Source organism: Novacetimonas hansenii JCM 7643, from assembly GCF_000964405.1.
Classification (GTDB): Bacteria; Pseudomonadota; Alphaproteobacteria; order Acetobacterales; family Acetobacteraceae; genus Novacetimonas; species Novacetimonas hansenii.
Map to the genome: position 1 here is coordinate 20,530 of NZ_BANE01000171.1, position 19,183 is coordinate 39,712.

The following is a 19,183-nucleotide window of genomic DNA, read 5'->3' on the forward strand; positions in this document are numbered from 1 at the left end:
ATAATTAAATAAAATAATTATTGAAGAGGGGAGAGTCGTGAAAATAAATAAGCCAAAAACATATACGGATTGGGCAGTCTGTGCTTTAGCCATTTTATTGGTTTTGCTGGGGTTGCCTTTGTTTATCATGGGGGTTCAGCTTCTCGTATTGGGAGGGTCAGCTTACTATGCCCTTGCGGGGGCTGCCATTATCGTAAGTGGTGGGCTCATGCTGGCAGGATCTGTTAAGGGGGGCTGGCTATATCTGATGGCCGTAGCGTTGACGTGGCCTTGGGCATTCTGGGAAGTGGGTACTGATGTCTGGGCGTTATTGCCCCGTGTATTTGGTCCCTCACTGCTTGCAATTGCAGTCGCTTTGACCATCCCGGTTTTCCATCGACGTGATGGAGAAAAAACAGTCGTAACAAGGAAAGTCTGATGAAGGTGCATCCTTATTTTCTATCTGGTACGTTCCTTGTTGGATTTTGTACAATTTATTCACTAGCTGGTGTAGGAGAAATACAGGCACAGGAAGCGACGAATGTTGTTCCGCCTGAACCGGGTAATGCGATTTCCAATTCCCCAGGCCAGACATCCGATAGCCGTTTTCAGTCCCCGTCACCAGATACGCCGCAGCCTCCTGGCATTAATGCGGCCAATATTCCGGATGGCCCTCCTGCCGCACCGTCCGAACCTACACCGGCAGTGTCACAGGCTGTCGATCATGTTGAACAGGGTGACTGGGTAGCATATGGTCATGACGCGACCGGACAGAAATACTCTCCACTAAAACAGATCACGACTGAAAACGTCACCAGACTCCAGAAGGCATTTGTCTATCATACCGGCAGTCTTCCTCGTCCTGGACAGCAGAATAAATGGGCGGCGGAGACAACGCCCATCAAGGTGGGGGATGGTTTGTACATGTGTTCGGCCATGAACGACATGATGAAACTGGACCCTGCGACGGGTAAGGAACTGTGGCGTTATCAGGCGGGTGTGAAATACGAGAGTATTCCTTATACTGCAGCATGCAAGGGGGTGGTGTACTATACATCATCCACAATCCCGCAGGGCCAACCGTGCCATAACCGTATCCTTGAGGGTACGTTGGATATGAGGTTGATTGAAGTCGATGCGGATAGCGGCAAGCTGTGTGATGGATTTGGATATCACGGGCAGGTTAATCTGATGAAGGGTATGGGGTATTCCGTGCCTGGATATGTGTCGGTCACATCTCCACCTCCCATTGTGAACGGAGCCATTATTGCCAATCACGAAGTTCTCGATGGTCAGCGTCGCTGGGCGCCGTCGGGTGTCATTAGGGGATATGATGCGGAAACAGGTCGGTTCCTATGGGCATGGGACGTCAAAAAACCAAATAATCATGGCGAACCTTTAGAAGGTCAGTATTATAGTCGTGGAACTCCGAATTCATGGTCTATCATGACGGGTGACAATGAACTGGGGCAGGTCTATATTCCGATGGGCAGTGCTGCTGCTGATTATTACAGTGCCATGCGTTCCCCTGAAGAAAATGCAGTTTCCACGTCGATTGTAGCTTTGGATGTGAAAACAGGCACGCCACGCTGGGTATTCCAGACAGTTCATAAGGATGTGTGGGATTATGATATTGGTTCCCAACCAATTATGATTGACCTGCCACAAGGTGATCATACGGTTCCTGCCATCTTTATTCCGGGCAAGCGTGGCCAGAATTTCATTGTTGACCGACGTACAGGTAAGCCTCTTTCACGAGTTGTGGAACGTCCTGTACCGACCGATACGGATGTACCGGGGGACGAGCGTTCCCCAACCCAACCTTATTCGCCCGATGTCCCTGCGTTTGAAGTAACACGTGATCTTAAAGAAACTGACATGTGGGGCATGTCACCGATCGACCAGCTTTACTGTCGCCTTAAATTTCGGCAGGCGCATTATGAAGGTGAATTTACACCGCCACAAATTCATAAGCCGTATATAGAATATCCTGGTTATGATGGCGGCAGTGACTGGGGGAGTATCGCCTATGACTCGACAACAGGCATTCTGGTCGGGAATTGGAATAATACTCCCATGTATGATCAGGTTATTACACGTAAGAAAGCCAATGAGCTGGGCTTGATGGCAGTTGATAATCCAAATTACCGACCTGATCCATCTGCGTCGGAAGGGAACGGACCACAGGCAGATACACCCGTTGGCATCTCGGTTTCACCATTTTTGAATAAATATACCGGGATGATGTGCAATGCCCCACCGTATGGCATGTTGACTGCCGTGGATATGCATAGCCGTAAGGTATTGTGGCAGGTACCTTTTGGTTCAGCCCGTGCAAATGGTCCATGGGGATTGGCAACGCATTTACCGCTTACGATTGGTGTCCCCCTAAATGGTGGACCGATCATTACAGCGGGGGGGCTTATCTTTGTGGCTTCGACAACAGATAACCTGATCCATGCTTATAATCTGAAAACCGGGAAAGAGATATGGAATGATGTACTGCCTGGCGGTGGACAAGCAACGCCTATGACGTATGAATATAATGGCAATCAGTATGTCGCCATCATGGCGGGAGGACATCATTTCATGCAGACACCAGTAAGTGATGATCTGGTTGTTTATGCACTGCCTCACTGAATACTGTCGTCGTATATCTGATTGTGCAATAAATCAGATTTTTCAGATATAAGTATTGAAGAACCATCAGTTGATGTCTTTGTCATCGAATGTGCGGTGCAAGGAATAATGATTGATGGTTCTGTTCAATGCTATCTGTCAGAAGTGGCACCTGCTTTTTGTCGCCGGGGAACAGGCGCATTCGCGTGGGTTTGGCGAAGATGCCCATCAACATGCCGTCAAACCCCAGGAACTTTATATCGTTCCGTTTTTCGAAAGCGCCTTGGGTAGCATAGAGATTGCTTGTGATTGCAGATGTCGGGCGCGCGGCTTCACGTCGTGACCTGAGGAACGTCATGGACAGTGCGATATTGGTGCTGCGGTGCAGGTCGCGGCATCTGATCGTGACAATCAGGGCGGGCTATCCCCGAACCGGCTATCGGCTTCAATCATATATGTCCTGCATATAGCTGCGTGCCATAGTTCTGGGGGGGATGAGGGAGGAGGTACATATTCAAAGGATATGCTCAGCAAGAGGAGCCTTGCGGGCCGCAATTTCCTTACCCCAGCCACCGCCAAGCGCCTTGTAGAGGGTTACACTGTTCGATAGTGCCTGAAGCTGCGTTGTAATGGCTGCGAGTTCGGCAGTATACCACGCCCTTTGGGCGACAAGTGTCGCAAGATAGGGGTCATAGCCAGCCCGGAATCTCTGCAGGGCGAGGGTATATTGTCGTTGGGTGGCAGAAACTGACGCCTGTTGGGCCGTCATCTGTCCGACATAGGTTTCCCGCCCGACCAGTGCATCGGCGACTTCCCGGAATGCGGCCTGGATCGTCCGTTCATAGCGCGCCATCTCTTCTCGTTTACGCGCATGCGCCTGCTTGAGCTGGGCTGTCAGCCGACCCGCGTCAAAGAGGGGCAGGGTGATCTGTGGGGCGACGTTCCAGGCTCCCATGCCGCTTTGAAAGAGGCGGGTAATATTGTTGCTTGCCGTTCCATTGGCGGCCGTGATCTGGATTTTTGGGAAAAATTCGGCCCGGGCTGCACCGATATCGTCATTGGCGGCCCGTAACTCGCCTTCTGACGCCGCGATATCCGGGCGTCGGGCAATCATATCGGACGGCAGGCCAGCCGGGATATTTGGGAATGCCGTGACGCGATCAAGTGATGTTTTGGCGTTCATTGACTGGATGGTGGCGTCGGACAGGGGGGTACCCACCAGCAGCGTCAACTGATCGAGGGTTTCCGCACGTTGGCGTGTATAGATCTGTAGATCTGTTTCAGCATCATGCAGGGCGGCTTCGGCTTCAGCTACGTCAAGTTGCGTGCCGGTGCCGACAGTGGCCGTCTGTTTGACAAGGTCATAGGTATGGCGCCTGTTTTCCAGCACATTCTGTGTGACCGTAACTGCCTGATTATTGGCAATCCAGTTCAGCATGGCCGTCGCCACACTGGAAATAATGCTCAGGCGCATGGCCTGCTGAGTAAGTGCGCTGGCCATATAGCGGTCGAATGCTGCACGGGATGCGCTGCGGATACGTCCCCATAAATCGACCTCATAAGCGGAAACGCCAAAACCAACTGCATATTGCCGCATATAAATAGGTTCATTCGTGCGGGAAAGGCTCCAGATATGAGAATTCATTTTCTGGATATTGGCGCCTGCCGTGCCGTTCAGGGTCGGGAAGAGGGCGGCATTTTCGATGTCGAATTGTGAACTGGCGGCCCGTGTCTGCTGTTGGGCAATATGTAGGTCCCTGTTATTTTGCAGGGCCGTGGCGATCAGGTTCTGCATGACCGGGTCACGGTAAAACTCCCGCCAGTCCTGCATAAGCGCCGTATCATTCTTGAGTGGCGGAGTGCTTTTGCCGTCAGATGGCCAGGTTGTCGAAACCGGTGCGGCCGGTCTGTGATAATGTGGGATCATGGTGCAGCCGCCGAGCATAGCTGACAGCGCAATCCCGTGAAGAAAGAGCGAGGACCGCACGATCAGATCACCTTCAGGTTTTTGTCAAGTTGTGGTGCAACAGTGCTGCCGTCATGCAGGGCGGAAGGAGGATGGACCACAAGCTGGCTTCCCTCGGGAAGGCCGTCGAGGATTTCCAGCCTGTCACCGAAATCCCGCCCGACCTTGACCTTGTGGATCGTCACCTTGTTATCAGTGCCGACCGTTTCGACCGAAAGCCCGTCAGCCTCATAGTTCAGGGCTTCTGAAGGAATCATGATAACGGGCGTTGCGCGCGGGAAATCAAAATGGATTGTTGCGTAAAGCCCTGCTGTCAGGCGACCATCGTGATTGTCGATCTCGATCTCCACAGGCAGCATCCGGCTGCCCTGTTCCAGGGCATGACCCGTGCGCGTCACTGTTCCACGGAAGGTCTGTCCCGGCCGTTCCGGTACCACGATGGAGGCTGGTTCGCCTACCTTGAGCGTCAGGGCGGCATCTTGGGGCACATGGACACGTACGCGAAGACGGTCGGTGCGTGTCACCACAAAGAGTGGTCGCACCTGCGTAGCGTCGGCGCTGACCAGGTCGCCCGCTTCGATATTCCTGATGGTGACAACCCCGTCATAAGGGGCTCTTACTGTCGTGTAGGACTGGCGTTGTGCCGTTTCGGCAAGAACGGCATTGGCCGCTGCCTGTTCGGCCTGGCGTGCCCGTTGGGTCAGGCGGTCCACATCGAAATTCTGTTTGCTGACCGCCCCGCCGCCGACCAACCCGCCTGAGCGCCGCGCCGTAACGCCCGCCAGGTCCAGATTGGCGCGTGCCTGTGCCAACGTGGCCTGTGCCTGTTCGACGCGATGGTCAAGTTCGGGGGCACGAATGATCGCGAGAACCTGTCCGGTATGCACCGGCGTACCGATATCCACCAATCGTGTTTCGATATAGCCTGACGCGCGGGCGTTGATCGCCGAGGTTTCTAGGCCCACCGTTTCCCCTGGCAGATCGAGTGGCACGGCGCTGGTCGATACACGTGCGATCATGGTCCGGACATCAGGGATCTGCTGGCTGCGTTCGGCGGCAATGCTGCGTGCTATGGCCGCGCGTTCGACATGCAGGTAGACCCCGTATCCGATCGCGACGATAATCCCCGTCCCGGCGAGGAGGCTGGCGGACAGCGGCCTGCGCTTACGACTGGCGCGTGGGGGAACGGGGTCAGACATTCTCATATTCCTCAAGTATGCGGGTCTCGTTCCGGCGCAGGCGGCTGTAGAGCCAGGGGACGATAAAGAGGGTCGTGCAGGTTCCGATCATCAGCCCACCGATCACGGCACGACCCAGCGGTGCGTTCTGTTCGCCGCCGTCCCCAAGTCCGAGCGACATCGGCAACATTCCGATTACCATCGCCAGGGACGTCATCAGGATTGGCCGCAGACGTTCCCGACCGGCCTCCATTGCGGCTTGCATGGCATTCAGTCCGTGCGCGCGGCGCTCCTTTGCAAAGGTGACGAGAAGGATGGAGTTCGCGCTCGCGACACCAACGCTCATGATCGCGCCCATAAGGGAGGGGACAGAGAAAGTGGTTCCTGTCACGAAAAGCATGAGTACGATGCCGCACATGGCTCCCGGCAGGCCGAGTATGACCACCAGCGGGTCCATAAAGGACTGGAAATTGACGACCATGAGCAGGTAGACCGCGATGGCCGCCACCAGCAGGCCGATTTCGAGACGCGTGAACGACGTGTTCATGCTGTCGATCTGTCCTGCAATCTCAATATTATTACCAGGCTTCAGCTCAGATCTATGCCGCATTACAATCCGACCGATATCGTGTGCAATGCTCCCGAGGTCACGATTTTCGGCGCTGGCATCAATGTCCAGAACGGGTTGGATGTTGCTGTGTGAAATTACGTCAGGGGCCACCGTGCGTTCAATGGTGGCGACATTCCTTAACAGGGTGGGGACAGACGTGGCCTGGGATGCGTTTCCGGCCACGACCAGCTTGCCCAGGTCATCAACGGTATTGACCTGATATTGCGGTGTCTGCACAGCGACCGGATACAGTGTTCCCATCTGCGGGTCAGGCCAGAAGTTCGGTGTGACGGTATTGGAAGAAGCCTGTAAGACCATCACGCTACGTGCGACATCGTTCAGTACCAGATTGAGGTCCTGCGCGCGTTCACGGTCGATCGATACATTCAGGGCCGGCGCTGCGAGTTGCTGGTGCAGATGTACATCCACCAGACCACGCACATGACGCATCTCCGCCATGATTTTGTCCATGACAACACGGTTATTCGCCTGATCATATCCCGTAATCCGGACGTCAATCTGGGAAGTCAGGCCGAAATTGAGGATCTGTGTCACCATGTCGGCGGGTTGGAAGTAAAACACGACATCAGGGAACCGCTTGGCCAGCACAGTGCGCAGGCGGCTGATATATTGCGCGGTGGGGTGATGGTTTTCCGTTAATGCCACCATAATCTGTCCGTCATTCGGGCCAATTGTGGAGCCATCGTCAAATGGCATGGAATAGCGAAAGGGAATGCCAATATCATCAAGCACCAGTTCGCGTTCATTTGTGGGAACGATTTCCCGGATTGTATCTTCGACCTGATCGAAAATTCGTTCTGTCGTTTCGATCCGGGTCCCGGCAGGTGCGCGGACATGAAGCTTGAATTCGCCTGCATCTATACTCGGAAAGAAGTCCTGCCCAACCTGTGCTGCAAGCAGCACGGCCCCCAAGATGAAGATCCCCCCCAGCGCCGGGGCTTTCCATGTGCTTTGCAGAAGGGCGGAGAGCGCATTTTCATAACGCGTGCGAAGACGTTCGAACCGGGCATCGAATTTCGCACCGAAACGTTCGAACACCGTAGGTGGCTTGCCTGTTTCCTTGCGGCGTTTTCTGGCCTGTTCTTCGGAGCGCAGGAGAAGGGCTGCAAAAATCGGCACAAGTGTCCGGCTGATGGCGTAGGAGGCCAGCATGGCATACACTACGGCCAGTGCCATGGGTGTAAACAGGAACCTTGATGGTCCTGTCAGGAACTCGACGGACACAAATACGCATGAAATTGCCAGCGTTGACACAAGAGTTGGCAGTGCAATACCCGCGGCACCATCCAGTACGGCCCTGCGCAGTTCGGCGCCATCATGATGCAGGCGATGGATGTTCTCGATCGTGACCGTTGCGTCATCAACAAGGATACCCACAGCCAGTGCCAGACCGCCCAGCGTCATCAGATTCAGGGTTTCACCGGTTGCAGACAGGATGGCAATCGAAGAAAGAATGGCAAGCGGAATAGACACGGCGACGATCAATGTCGAACGCCAGCTCGACAGGAACGCAAGGATCATGGCAGCAGTCAGCAGCCCGGCGATGATGGCTTCTGACGCAACCCCCTTGATCGCTGCCTTGACGAACAGGGATTGGTCAAACAGTTCGTCAATCTTCATGCCAGGCGGTGCGGCAGCCCGGGAAATCGGCAGCACGGTGTTACGCATGGCGTTGACGACGGCAAGTGTGGAGGCATTCCCGGCCTTCATGATTCGTAACAGGACAGAACGCTGACCTTCACGGCGGACAATGTTGTGCTGTACTTCCCAGCCATCACGAACCTGTGCAACATCGCGGATACGGATGATGGCGCCTGTCACGGGATCTTTGCGCAGGGGAATATTATTCAACTGTGCAGAAAAATAGGGGATGCCGTTCATCTGGATGTTATATTGCGATGGCCCGAATTTTACCGTTCCACCGGGCAGCGTCAGGTTCTGGGCATTGATGGCGTTGGACACATCCAGTGGACTGATCTTTAGGGCCTGCAGCTTGGTCGGGTCGATATCGACCATGATCTGGCGGATCTTGCCGCCGTGTGGGGGAGGCAACAGCGTGCCTGGAACCGGGGCCATCTGCTGGCGCAGGCGATACACGCCATAGTCGTAAAGTTCACTTTCGCTGAGTTTGTCGGAAGACAGGGAAAGCTGAAGGACCGCAACACTTGATGCGCTGTACTGCATGATAATCGGGGGTTGCACACCGGGGGGAAGCTGGGCGCGGATCGACTGTGTCGCGGCCACTGTCTGGCCGAGTGCCACGCCAATATCCACGCCAGGTTGGAAATACAGCTTTTGAAGTACCAGGCCTGGTGTTGTCTGGCTTTCGATTGTCCGTAGGTTATTGACAAAAAAGCTATGGGAAAATTCCGTATAGGTACTGATGCGCTTTTCGGTTTCTGGTGCTGACAGGCCGTCATAATACCAGACGACAGTAACGACCGGGATGTCGATATTCGGGAAAATATCGGTTGGTGTCCTGAAGATGGCCGAAATGCCAAGCAGAAGGATCAGCACTCCCCCAACGATAAAAGTATATGGCTTTCGGAGCGCAAGACCAACAATGCCCATGAATTGGCAATTTCCTCTTTTCGCATCTGGTGGGGGATAACTGTGGAAAATTGATTGCCATGTTGCGCGATGTCAGATGGCATCGGTATTGATGCATGAATGGTCATAGTAATTTATCCCATCTTCTTGCGACTAGCCGCTATATTTTGAATATGATTATGAATTTCATTCATTAATCATCCACAGGATATGGAGCCTTGAAAATTCTGTCTGGATAAAATGAAGTATTGCGTCATTGATGCGCCTCTCTGATATTTGTCGAGGGAATGCATCATGAGACGGCCTGACTGTCGCATTCATGAGCACAATCGAAGGGCGTATGCGTCTACAGGGGGCTAATCGCGCTTGTGATGAAACCCTATATAGGGAAATATCAGGGATTCTGGCATAGGAACGGATATAGAAAAATCATGAAAGCAGTTTATCCTCTCGTATGCGCGGTTGCCATGACCATGACTGGGCAGGCATTGGCGGCGCCGACGCTGGAACAGGCTGTTCATTCTTCCACCCGGGATGCCAAGTTTATCGCGCGCGATCCAATCCGGCATCCTGTGGAGGAATTGCATTTTTTTGGTCTGCGCCCTGATGCCCGCGTTGTGGAAATTTGGCCGGGAGGAGGATACTGGACGCAGATCCTTGGCCCCTATTTGCACGATCGGGGGAGCTATACTCTGGCGTTTGGTCCCGAAGATGGGGCCGGTTCAGCCTTCAGCAAGATGCTGGCCGCACATCCGCAACTTGCGCAGACGTTCAGGACCACACGGTTTGATGGCGAACATCCTGATTTCGCCTTGCCTGACAGTGCTGATCTTGTTTTGACATTCCGTAACCTTCATAACTGGATGGAAGCCGGGAACGCGCCACAGATGCTCGCGGCAATCCACCGGGTCCTCAGGTCGGGGGGAATATTCGGCGTTGAAGACCATCGCGGCCATACGGATGCCGTGCAGGATCCGCATGCGGGTGATGGGTATGTGCGCCAGTCTTATGCGATCTCGTTGATTGAAAAAGCAGGGTTCAAGCTGGTTGGTACGTCGGAAATCAATGCCAATCCGCGTGATACGGCCAACTGGCCAAAAGGCGTGTGGACACTACCGCCGACCTTTGCCCTTGGGGACACGGATCGTGCCAAATATGCCGCGATCGGGGAGGGGGATAATTTCGTCCTCAAATTCCAGAAAATCGACCGTTAAAAATACGGAGAATGATCATGAATAACAATGTTACGGACAAGATCGTTGTCATTACGGGGGCAAGCAGCGGTCTGGGGGCGGAAGCCGCACGGCACCTGGCGGGGTTGGGGGGCACTGTTGTACTTGGTGCGCGGCGCGAAGACCGTATCAAAACACTTGCCGACAGTATCCTTGCCAAAGGTGGCAAGGCTCTGGCGATTGAAACGGACGTGACGGACCGTGCCTCGGTCCAGAAACTTGTTGATACGGCCGTCAAAACTTATGGCCGCATTGACGTGCTTCTGAATAATGCAGGGGTTATGCCTTTGTCGCCACTCGAAAAACTGCGCGTTGATGAGTGGGACTTGATGATTGATGTCAATATCAAAGGCGTCCTGTATGGCATTGCGGCAGCTCTGCCCCATATGAAAGCACAGAAGAGCGGCCATATCATCAACGTATCGTCTGTCGCAGGCCATCGCGTTCTTGAAAACAGTGCTGTGTATTCGGCCACAAAATTTGCTGTCCGTGCTCTTTCGGAAGGGCTGCGGGGAGAAGTGAAGCCGTATAACATGCGCACGACGGTCATTTCACCGGGGGCGGTTCAGTCTGAACTGCTTAATGGCATCCATGATGAAGCAACTGCCGAACAGCTCCAGAAGTTTGTGCCGAATATTGCTATTGGTGCTGACTCGTTTGCAAGATGCGTGGCATTCGCCATCAATCAGCCGGAAGATGTCGATATCAACGAAATTCTTTTCCGCCCTACCAGGCAACAGATTTAAGATGGGGCAGATTATATAAATTTATTGTGGATGCGCCGTATACTTGGACATTGCGGCCCATTTGCATGAGACCATGAAGAAATTATCGGCAGCTTCTGCCTGAGTGCCGGCACATGTCCTGATATCTGTCGGCACAGCATAATACCAGCCCCAGAGCATTCATGAATATAATTCATGATAGTACTCGTTTTATTGGGGCTAGTCTATATGCCATTCATTCCTTATGTCTTCTATCACACCTCACCTGCCACAATGCATGAGATAGGCTGGCACATGGCAATAATGTGTCTGATGGCTGGTGCCTTGTTGATCTCTTGCATGATTATGAGGGAGGTCCATGGGTGTAAATGATCGTAATATTGAGGCAGAATGGACACTATCTCTCAAACAGCTCCTGAAATGATCCAGAATGCCGATAGTCAGGCAGGGTCTTGGGGCGCCGTGCTTGCCATGTCTCTGGGGGCCTTTGCGCTCGTTGCATCCGAATTCATGCCAGTCAGCCTTCTGACCCCGATTGCAGCGGATCTTCATATCAGTGAAGGGCAGGCGGGACAGGCCATTTCGGTATCCGGCGCATTTGCGGTCCTGACAAGTCTGTGTATTGCATCGCTTGCCAAGGGTGTGAATCGCAAGACGCTGTTACTGGCCCTCATTGGTATGATGATTGTTTCCGGGACAGTTGTGTCCCTCGCACCGAACTATATCATCTTCATGTTCGGGCGGGCGATGATTGGTGTCGTGATCGGCGGTTTCTGGTCGATGTCGGCTGCTACGGCCATGCGCCTTGTCGAAGATCATCATGTGCCACGTGCGCTTGCGATCCTGAATGGTGGAAATGCCCTTGCGACGGTTATTGCGGCGCCCGCCGGAAGTTTTCTGGGTAGTCTTATTGGATGGCGCGGTGCATTTTTCTGTGTGGTGCCTGTGGCTGTCATTGTTTTCGCCTGGCAGGTTCTCAGCCTTCCGTCCATGCCAAGTGAACGTCATCGACACTCTGCAAGCGTTTTTGCTCTGTTGACGCGACCGATCGTCAGAATGGGAATGGTCGCGGTCAGTCTCTTTTTCATGGGACAGTTCACACTTTTTACATATGTCAGGCCATTTCTTGAAACAGTTGCCCATGTTGATGTGTCCACCCTGTCGCTGATCCTGCTGTTGATGGGGGTTTCCGGCTTTGTTGGTACTGTGCTGATCGGGGGGGCATTGAAAAAAAGTATCTATCCGGTTCTGATCGTCATTCCGCTCCTGATGGCCATCATGGCCGTCGGCCTCATTGTGCTGGGGAAATGGGTTGTCGTTTCTGCCATGATACTGACTGCATGGGGCCTGTTTGCGACATCAGCGCCTGTGGGATGGTGGACGTGGCTGGCCCGTACGCTTCCGCAGGATGCAGAAGCCGGAGGTGGGCTTATGGTTGCCGTCGTCCAGCTTGCCATCACGCTGGGGGCGACCTGTGGGGGCCTCCTCTTTGATGGGATCGGTTATCAGGCCACATTTGCCGCCAGTGCGCTTGTGCTTGTGATTGCGGCACTACTGGCGTTTGCAACGATGAAGACAGGGCATGCCTGACCATGACGATGTAAGGCGGATGCAGGCATATCTGCCACCGGGGCAGAAAAGGTTAGGTTTTTATAGGGAGTGCAGAAATATTTCTGTATTGACTGGATATTTCCGATCAATGTCTCCCATCAGGATCGGGGCGTGTACTGGTCCCATTGGTCATGCAAACAGCAAGCTGGACATTCTTACTTGGCGACGGGGCGTTGATGGAACTGACGATTAATGGTGCGCGGCACCACATTGATGTTGAGCCGGATACCCCTTTGTTGTGGGTGCTGCGTGATGACCTGCAGATGACGGGCACCAAATACGGATGTGGCCTTGCGCAGTGTGGTGCCTGCACGGTGCTTGTCAATGGCAATGCAGTCCGATCCTGTGTCATGCCGGTCGGCGAAGTGGGGGCGGCAGAAATTACAACCATCGAAGCAATCGAACAGGACAGGATCGGCAAACGGGTTGTTGCTGCATGGGTCAGGCATCAGGTACCGCAATGCGGCTATTGCCAGTCCGGGCAGGTGATGGCGGCGACATCGCTACTCATGCGGACTGCGCATCCCACGGATGAGGATATCAGGGCGGCGATGGTCAATCTCTGTCGTTGTGGTACCTATAACGCCATCAAGGCGGCAATCCACGAACTGGCTGACACGACGGAAGGAAAGGGGCTGGACAGTGACTGATGCTCCGTTCGATGCGATGGGGATGGAGGAAATCCCGGTCAATCTCTCCCGGCGGGGCTTCATGCTCTCTTCGGCAGGTGTGGCGGCCGGAGCGTTCGTGCTGGGAATTGGCGTGCCTTTAGGGCGCGCCAGGGCAGAGGGGACGAAGCTGCGGGGTACGAATGTGCCGGCATTTCTGGAAATCCGCCCTGACAGTACGGTGCGGTTGCAGAGTCCCTTTGTCGAAGGCGGGCAGGGTACATTTACGGCAATGGCGCAGATCGTTGGCGAAGAACTTGATGCTGATCCCGCGACTTTCCTTGTCGAAAATGCACCGCCTGGTGATGAATATGTGGTCATGGATAATGGCATGCGCATCACCGGCGGCAGCATGTCCATCCGCAATGGCTATTCCGCGATGCGCCGACTTGGGGCACTGGCGCGACAAATGCTGCTGCAGGCCGGTTCACGGCATCTTGGTGTACCGGTCAGGGAACTGACGACGCAGCCTGGTCAGGTGGTTCATGCGGCCTCGGGGCGTTTGATTGCCTATGGTGAACTTGCCCACGAAGCGATGAATCTTCCTGTGCCGGCGCCAGAGAGTGTCACACTCAGAAAGTCAGGGCAGTTTCGCTGGATCGGTGCATCCGTACCGCGTGTGGATGTTCATGACAAATCGACAGGTAAGGTTGTCTACACGATTGATGTCAGCGTGGAGGGAATGCTTCATGCCGCCGTGCAGCATGCGCCACGCCTTGGCATGGATATTCAGTCCGTGCGTAATGAGGATCAGGTCCGGTTGATGAAAGGGGTGCATTCCACGCATCATCTTCCGGGCGCGTTCGCAGTTGTGGCCGAGCGTTGGTGGCATGCGAAGCGTGCTGCCGAAGCCGCCCAGATCGACTGGAAGGAAGCCGGAACGGATACGGGCATGCGTGTCATGCCTGCGGATTTCTCGACGGAGGCCTTCAGGAAGGAACTGGCCGATATACGCGGGCCGGGTCAGGAGGCGGAAACAAGAGGTAATGTCAGGACGGCGCTGCAAAATGTGCATACGGTCGTGGAGGCGACATATTTCAGCCAGTATGTGAATCATGCACAGCTTGAACCGCCATCCGCGCTGGCCCGGTTCAATCCGGATGGCACACTGGATATCTGGGTACCCAATCAGGCACCGGATATGTTCCGGGCCGACATGGCCAGACGCACGGGTCTGTCCGTGGAAAAAATTTCTGTTCACTCACAGATGCTTGGCGGATTTTTTGGGCGTCATTTTCTTTATGACACGGCAAGTCCCTATCCCCAGGCAATTATGCTTGCAAAGGCGACAGGTCGTCCCGTCAAATTGATCTGGAGCCGCGAGGAAGAATTCCTGCGCGATACGCTGCGACCGATGGCGGCTGTGCAGTTTCGGGGCGGACTGGATAAGAACGGCATTCCCGTGGTTCTCGAAGCCGTAAGCGTGACGGAAGGGCCCACCGAAGGCCTGAATAACAAGCGCGGTGACAAGCTGGACGAGAGTGCCCTCGAAGGATTGACCGGGAAAGCATATGATATCCCGGACAGGCGTATTGCCCAGCATTATGTCAAAAGTCCCGTAATGCTTGGTTACTGGCGCTCTGTCGGGAATTCCATGAATGACTTTCTGTATGAAACATTTCTGGATGAACTGGTCGATAGGGGAGGACAGGACCCTTATGGGCTGCGGCTGTATCTGCTGCGTGATAACAGGCGCCTGACCACCCTGCTCAAGGCAGTCGGGGAACTGTCCGGTGGGTGGAAGCGCGGCCCGTTCACGGCGGAGGATGGTTCGCGTCGTGCACGTGGTGTCGCCATGGCTTCACCGTTCGGATCTCATGCAGCGGCGATTGCCGAAGTGTCGATCAAGAACGGTCGTGTTCGTGTACACGACGTCTGGGAAGCAATAGATCCCGGACAGGTTGTGAACCCCGCCATTGTCGAGGCACAGGTGAACGGGGCCGTGGCGCTTGGCCTGTCACAGGTTCTTCTGGAAGAGACGGTTTATGAAGATGGGGAGCCACGTGCGCGTAATTATGACGGGTATCCGATCCTGACGCTGGATCACATGGCACGCGTGCATGTGAAAATTGTCGAGAGTGGGGAAACGATGGGTGGGGTGGGTGAACCCCCATTGCCCGCCATTCCGCCTGCTGTTGCCAATGCGGTTTCGACCCTGACGGGGCGGCGTATCCGTAGCATGCCACTGTCACGCCATGATTTTTCAAGCTGAGAATTCGATTGCGGAATATAAAATGAATAACCGCCTGAAGAAAATTTTCACAGTGGTGGTTCCTGTGTCAGCCGTTCTGGTTTCGGGAATGTCATGGTTCGTGACCCGGGTGCCAGCATCGCCTTTTGACCAGACCGACCCGCAGGAGGAACGCGCGACCGCACTTGTCGCACGCGGGGGCTATGTCGCGCGTCTGGCGGATTGTGTGGCCTGCCATACTGCGCCGGGTGGGACGGCCTATGCTGGGGGGCTGAAGATGGTAACGCCGATGGGTGCGATCTTTGCCACGAACATCACGCCTGATCGTGACACGGGTATCGGCACCTATACGCTGGCGGATTTTGACAGGGCGCTTCGCTCTGGCGTGGCAAAAGACGGGCATCGCCTCTACCCGGCCATGCCATATCCGTCCTATGCCCGGATATCGGATGACGATGTCCGTGCGCTTTATGCCTATTTCATGCATGGTGTTCCGGTCGTTCATCAGGAAAACCGGAAAAGCACGATCCCCTGGCCGCTGAACATGCGGTGGCCTCTGGCATTATGGAATGTAACTTTTGCCCGGTTTGGTGTTTATCAGCCAGATGCCTCTAAGGACGTCCAGTGGAACCGGGGCGCCTATCTTGTCGAAGGGGCCGGGCATTGTGGGGCGTGTCATACGCCACGAGGGCTGGCGTTCAATGAGAAGGGGGCAGACAGTCACAGTCGGACGTTTGTGTCCGGCGCGTTGATTGACGGGTGGTTTGCACCCAGTCTGCGTAATGACCCCAATACGGGGTTGGGTCGGTGGAGTGAAGACGATGTCTTTCATTTCCTGAAGACCGGTCGGAATACGCATGCCGTTGTTTTTGGCTCCATGACAGAGGTTTTTAATAATTCAACGCAGTTCTTCACGGATGATGATCTGCGTGCTGTTGCACATTACCTCAAATCCCTGCCCACCGATGGACAGCGTGATACGTCCTCGTGGCATTATGAACCGACACAGACTGCCGCCCTGGAACCTGCAGGACAACAGCGGATACCGGGTGCGCAGATCTATATGGCGCAATGTCGTTTTTGCCATGGCGTGGATGGCCGCGGGCAGGGGCAGTGGATTCCACCGCTGGCCGGGGTTGCGTCGTCTCTGGCGTCTGATAGTTCTTCGGCCATCAACATCACGCTGAATGGTTCCGCCCGTATCGTGGCAAATGGTATACCAGATGCCTATCGGATGCCATCATATCGCGCGCAGCTTTCGGACAAAGACATTGCAGATGTGCTGACATTCATCCGTTCGTCATGGGGAAACCGGGGGGCTCGCGTCTTGGTAAGTGATATTCAAAAACTCAGGGACAAGACTGTCCCGGCCAGCAGCACTCCGGTTATTCTAAAAACACAGTAATATGTAATTCTGATATCGCGTTAGTGGGAATAAAAATCTGGTCGATTGCGGTGGAAAGAGAATTTGTACATATTAAAAGTACTGACCTGTTAATATCATGAAAAATGTCAAATGTTCGTCTGTATTTCTTGGTGGACGCCACAGCGTATGATCCATTTTCAGGGAGGGGAATTTCCAGAATCATGTATTGTTCGTTTTGGGTTTTGAAAAATATTTCTGATATTTCTATTTTTAATAGTCTCTATGTTCGTCTGGTCCCCGCAATAAAAGAGACACGGCGCGCATGTACCAGAATTATGGTAAGACCATGCAGAAAACAGGTAGATTTCGAAATGCAGGCATGTATTGACTGTGTTTGCAGCCTACGGCGTGTTAGGGCTTGATCCATTCTGCTGCGGCAGCGATATGGATGACCGCGAGGAACGATGTTGCTGTTTTTCATATCTGGTTGCGACTGCACGCCATTTCTTGAGGCGAGCCCAGAGGTTCTCAACGAGATGCCGACACCGATAGGCCCATTTGGGGCGGGCGACCGGTGCATCACGTCGTTTCGCGGGAATGGCTGGTCAGGCTCCCATGTCCCATGTCCCAGATCGTCCACGTCTCATCCGTAAAAGTGCCTGTTCTATCTCTTTTTTTCATCCCTAAAATATGGGAAGAATTTCAAGGTCTAACAGGTCGTAATATTGCGTATATCCAGCATATGCCAATATAGGCAACAGTCCTGAAGCAAATGCAACATGACTGACTTTTTATGTGATGATGGGTGTTGGCCGTTCCGGGGGATGGATGATGACGAATGGGGATACTGCCACAGGGATGGTATCGGCCTTGGCAGTTCTGGCATTACAGTCGGCTCATGGTGGTCCGTTCACGTTTGCGCTTGCTGCCGGTGAATGCATCACAATTACCGGGGAGTCAGGCAGTGGAAAAACGGTGATGCTGCGTATGATTGCCGACCTTGACCCGCATGAGGGGGACGCACAGGTTGATGGGAAGGCCTGCTCAGCCATGCCTGCGGACCGGTGGCGTCGTCTGGTGCAGTATGTTCCGGCGGAACCTGCATGGTGGTCGGATGTCGTGACGGACCATATGGCGGATACGGACGAAGTGCGCGATCTGGTCGTACGTCTTGGTCTTCGGACGGATTGTTTGCGCACGCCGCTCTCGCGCCTGTCAACGGGGGAACGTCAGCGGTTGGCGCTGATCAGGGCGATACGGCTGAATCCCCGTGTCCTGCTGCTGGATGAACCCTGTTCGGCGTTGGATGGTGCAACGACGGACAAGGTGGAAACTGTCCTGCAGGCGTTACGGGCACAAGGAGTGGCCATTATTCTTGTTTCCCACAATATGCGCCAGGCCGAGCGTATGGCTGACCGACAGTTTCAGATGAGGCATGGGCATCTGGAAGAGATACTGGCATGAGCCCGATCGTACTGACGACAGCAGATCTTCTGGTTGCTGTTGCGCTTATTGTTACCGGTGCCGCCCTGTCATTTTTTCTGTCATTGGGGCTGCATAGACTGCTGCTGGTATCCGCCGTGCGTATGGCGGCACAGCTTGTCCTTGTTGGCAGCGTGCTGTTGTTTGTGTTTGGTCACGCCTCGGTGTGGCTGACGGTCGGGTTGCTGACATGCATGTTCTGTGCTGCCACTTATGAGGCAGGGGCGCGTCAGCATGATCGGTTGGGTTCGGGCTGGCATTTCGGGATTGCCGGGGCAGCGACAGTGACAGGAACGCTCATTGTGGCGTTGATCGGGTTGAGGACAGCACTTCAGCCCCATCCATGGTATGTGGCGCGCACGGCAATTCCCCTGACGGGCCTGCTGCTGGGCAATGTCATGAATGCAACCAGCCTGTCGATGAACACGCTGCTGTCTGCCATTACACGTGAACGCCAGGCAATTGAGGCGCGGATCATTCTCGGGGCGACCCGTGCACAGGCAATGAATGGACTTATTCGTCAGGCGGCCCGTACCGCCCTGCTTCCCACGCTAAACCAGATGGCCGCCGCCGGGATCATTACCATGCCCGGCATTATGACAGGACAGATACTGGCAGGCATGAATCCTCTGGATGCATCCAGATATCAGGTTCTGCTGATGTCGCTGATCGTCAGTGGCAACCTGATCGGCGCAACGGTCGCAGCATATCTTACGGTCTGGCGATTGACGGACAATCGGGGAAGACTGCGGCTGGAACGGCTACTGTCCCGACCCGGTTGATAAAAAAGTAGAGACCGGGTTGCGTGCTCCAGGTCGCGATGCGGTCCTATCATTGATTGTGCAGGCTATCTTGGCATGATCGATCGTCCGGGCTTTGGTGGTATCATGCAGGCACGAGTACCTCCTTGGCAGGCTGCATGATGGGCATAACTTGTTTATGCCCCTGATCGACATTTGCGATTTCACGATCGATTTCTGCGATG

The 19,183-nt window shown here is 54.3% G+C and carries 14 protein-coding genes and 1 pseudogene; 11 read left to right on the top strand and 4 right to left on the bottom strand.

Translation table 11 applies throughout. The features are described from left to right. The first annotated feature begins 37 nt into the window (after positions 1 to 37). From B7G66_RS11880 to B7G66_RS17435, 3 genes are all read left to right on the top strand, one after another. Positions 38 to 418, top strand: a complete 381-nt coding sequence (locus B7G66_RS11880) for a hypothetical protein (protein ID WP_048859217.1) — start codon at positions 38 to 40, stop codon at positions 416 to 418. Continuing rightward, positions 418 to 2,619, top strand: coding sequence for a pyrroloquinoline quinone-dependent dehydrogenase (locus tag B7G66_RS11885; protein ID WP_040510740.1), 2,202 nt, complete (start codon positions 418 to 420; stop codon positions 2,617 to 2,619). The genes B7G66_RS11880 and B7G66_RS11885 overlap by 1 nt, the downstream gene beginning before the upstream one ends. A gap of 115 nt (positions 2,620 to 2,734) precedes the next feature. After that, positions 2,735 to 2,941: a hypothetical protein gene (locus B7G66_RS17435; protein ID WP_003619568.1), complete on the top strand. Its 207-nt coding sequence runs from the start codon at positions 2,735 to 2,737 to the stop codon at positions 2,939 to 2,941. Between the two features lie 171 nt (positions 2,942 to 3,112). Here the strand turns inward: B7G66_RS17435 and B7G66_RS11895 are convergent, their stop codons facing one another. The 3 genes from B7G66_RS11895 to B7G66_RS11905 are packed head-to-tail and all read right to left on the bottom strand — an operon-like array spanning position 3,113 to position 8,944. Then, positions 3,113 to 4,543, bottom strand: coding sequence for an efflux transporter outer membrane subunit (locus B7G66_RS11895; RefSeq protein WP_264986207.1), 1,431 nt, complete (start codon positions 4,541 to 4,543; stop codon positions 3,113 to 3,115). Between the two features lie 44 nt (positions 4,544 to 4,587). Next, positions 4,588 to 5,763, bottom strand: coding sequence for an efflux RND transporter periplasmic adaptor subunit (locus tag B7G66_RS11900; protein ID WP_003619571.1), 1,176 nt, complete (start codon positions 5,761 to 5,763; stop codon positions 4,588 to 4,590). Continuing rightward, positions 5,756 to 8,944: an efflux RND transporter permease subunit gene (locus B7G66_RS11905; protein ID WP_003619573.1), complete on the bottom strand. Its 3,189-nt coding sequence runs from the start codon at positions 8,942 to 8,944 to the stop codon at positions 5,756 to 5,758. The genes B7G66_RS11900 and B7G66_RS11905 overlap by 8 nt, the downstream gene beginning before the upstream one ends. 410 nt (positions 8,945 to 9,354) lie before the next feature. On the opposite strand from B7G66_RS11905, the gene B7G66_RS11910 reads away from it, so the two are divergent. From B7G66_RS11910 to B7G66_RS11935, 6 genes are all read left to right on the top strand, one after another. After that, positions 9,355 to 10,137: a class I SAM-dependent methyltransferase gene (locus B7G66_RS11910; protein WP_040510744.1), complete on the top strand. Its 783-nt coding sequence runs from the start codon at positions 9,355 to 9,357 to the stop codon at positions 10,135 to 10,137. 17 nt (positions 10,138 to 10,154) lie between these two features. Next, positions 10,155 to 10,901, top strand: a complete 747-nt coding sequence (locus tag B7G66_RS11915; RefSeq protein ID WP_003619578.1) for an SDR family oxidoreductase — start codon at positions 10,155 to 10,157, stop codon at positions 10,899 to 10,901. 450 nt (positions 10,902 to 11,351) lie between these two features. After that, a complete protein-coding gene (locus tag B7G66_RS11920) occupies positions 11,352 to 12,470 on the top strand; it encodes an MFS transporter (RefSeq protein ID WP_141312979.1) in 1,119 nt (372 codons plus the stop codon). Positions 12,471 to 12,622: 152 nt separating this feature from the next. Next, complete coding sequence (locus B7G66_RS11925; protein ID WP_275401697.1) at positions 12,623 to 13,141, top strand: (2Fe-2S)-binding protein; 519 nt, start codon at positions 12,623 to 12,625, stop codon at positions 13,139 to 13,141. Next, complete coding sequence (locus B7G66_RS11930) at positions 13,134 to 15,371, top strand: xanthine dehydrogenase family protein molybdopterin-binding subunit (protein ID WP_003619587.1); 2,238 nt, start codon at positions 13,134 to 13,136, stop codon at positions 15,369 to 15,371. Before B7G66_RS11925 ends, B7G66_RS11930 begins: the two co-directional genes overlap by 8 nt. Positions 15,372 to 15,471: 100 nt before the next feature. Beyond that, the gene (locus B7G66_RS11935; protein WP_237700303.1) at positions 15,472 to 16,755 is read left to right on the top strand and encodes a c-type cytochrome; all 1,284 of its coding nucleotides are present in this window, start codon (positions 15,472 to 15,474) and stop codon (positions 16,753 to 16,755) included. 372 nt (positions 16,756 to 17,127) lie between these two features. Here B7G66_RS11935 and B7G66_RS18775 read toward each other — a convergent pair. Beyond that, a pseudogene (locus B7G66_RS18775) lies at positions 17,128 to 17,321 on the bottom strand (transposase); the annotation flags it as partial. A 253-nt stretch (positions 17,322 to 17,574) separates the two neighbouring features. Here B7G66_RS18775 and B7G66_RS11945 point away from each other — a divergent pair. Continuing rightward, a complete protein-coding gene (locus tag B7G66_RS11945) occupies positions 17,575 to 18,180 on the top strand; it encodes an ABC transporter ATP-binding protein (RefSeq protein ID WP_141312983.1) in 606 nt (201 codons plus the stop codon). Next, positions 18,177 to 18,980: an ABC transporter permease gene (locus B7G66_RS11950; RefSeq protein ID WP_003619593.1), complete on the top strand. Its 804-nt coding sequence runs from the start codon at positions 18,177 to 18,179 to the stop codon at positions 18,978 to 18,980. The genes B7G66_RS11945 and B7G66_RS11950 overlap by 4 nt, the downstream gene beginning before the upstream one ends. Positions 18,981 to 19,183 lie beyond the last annotated feature (203 nt).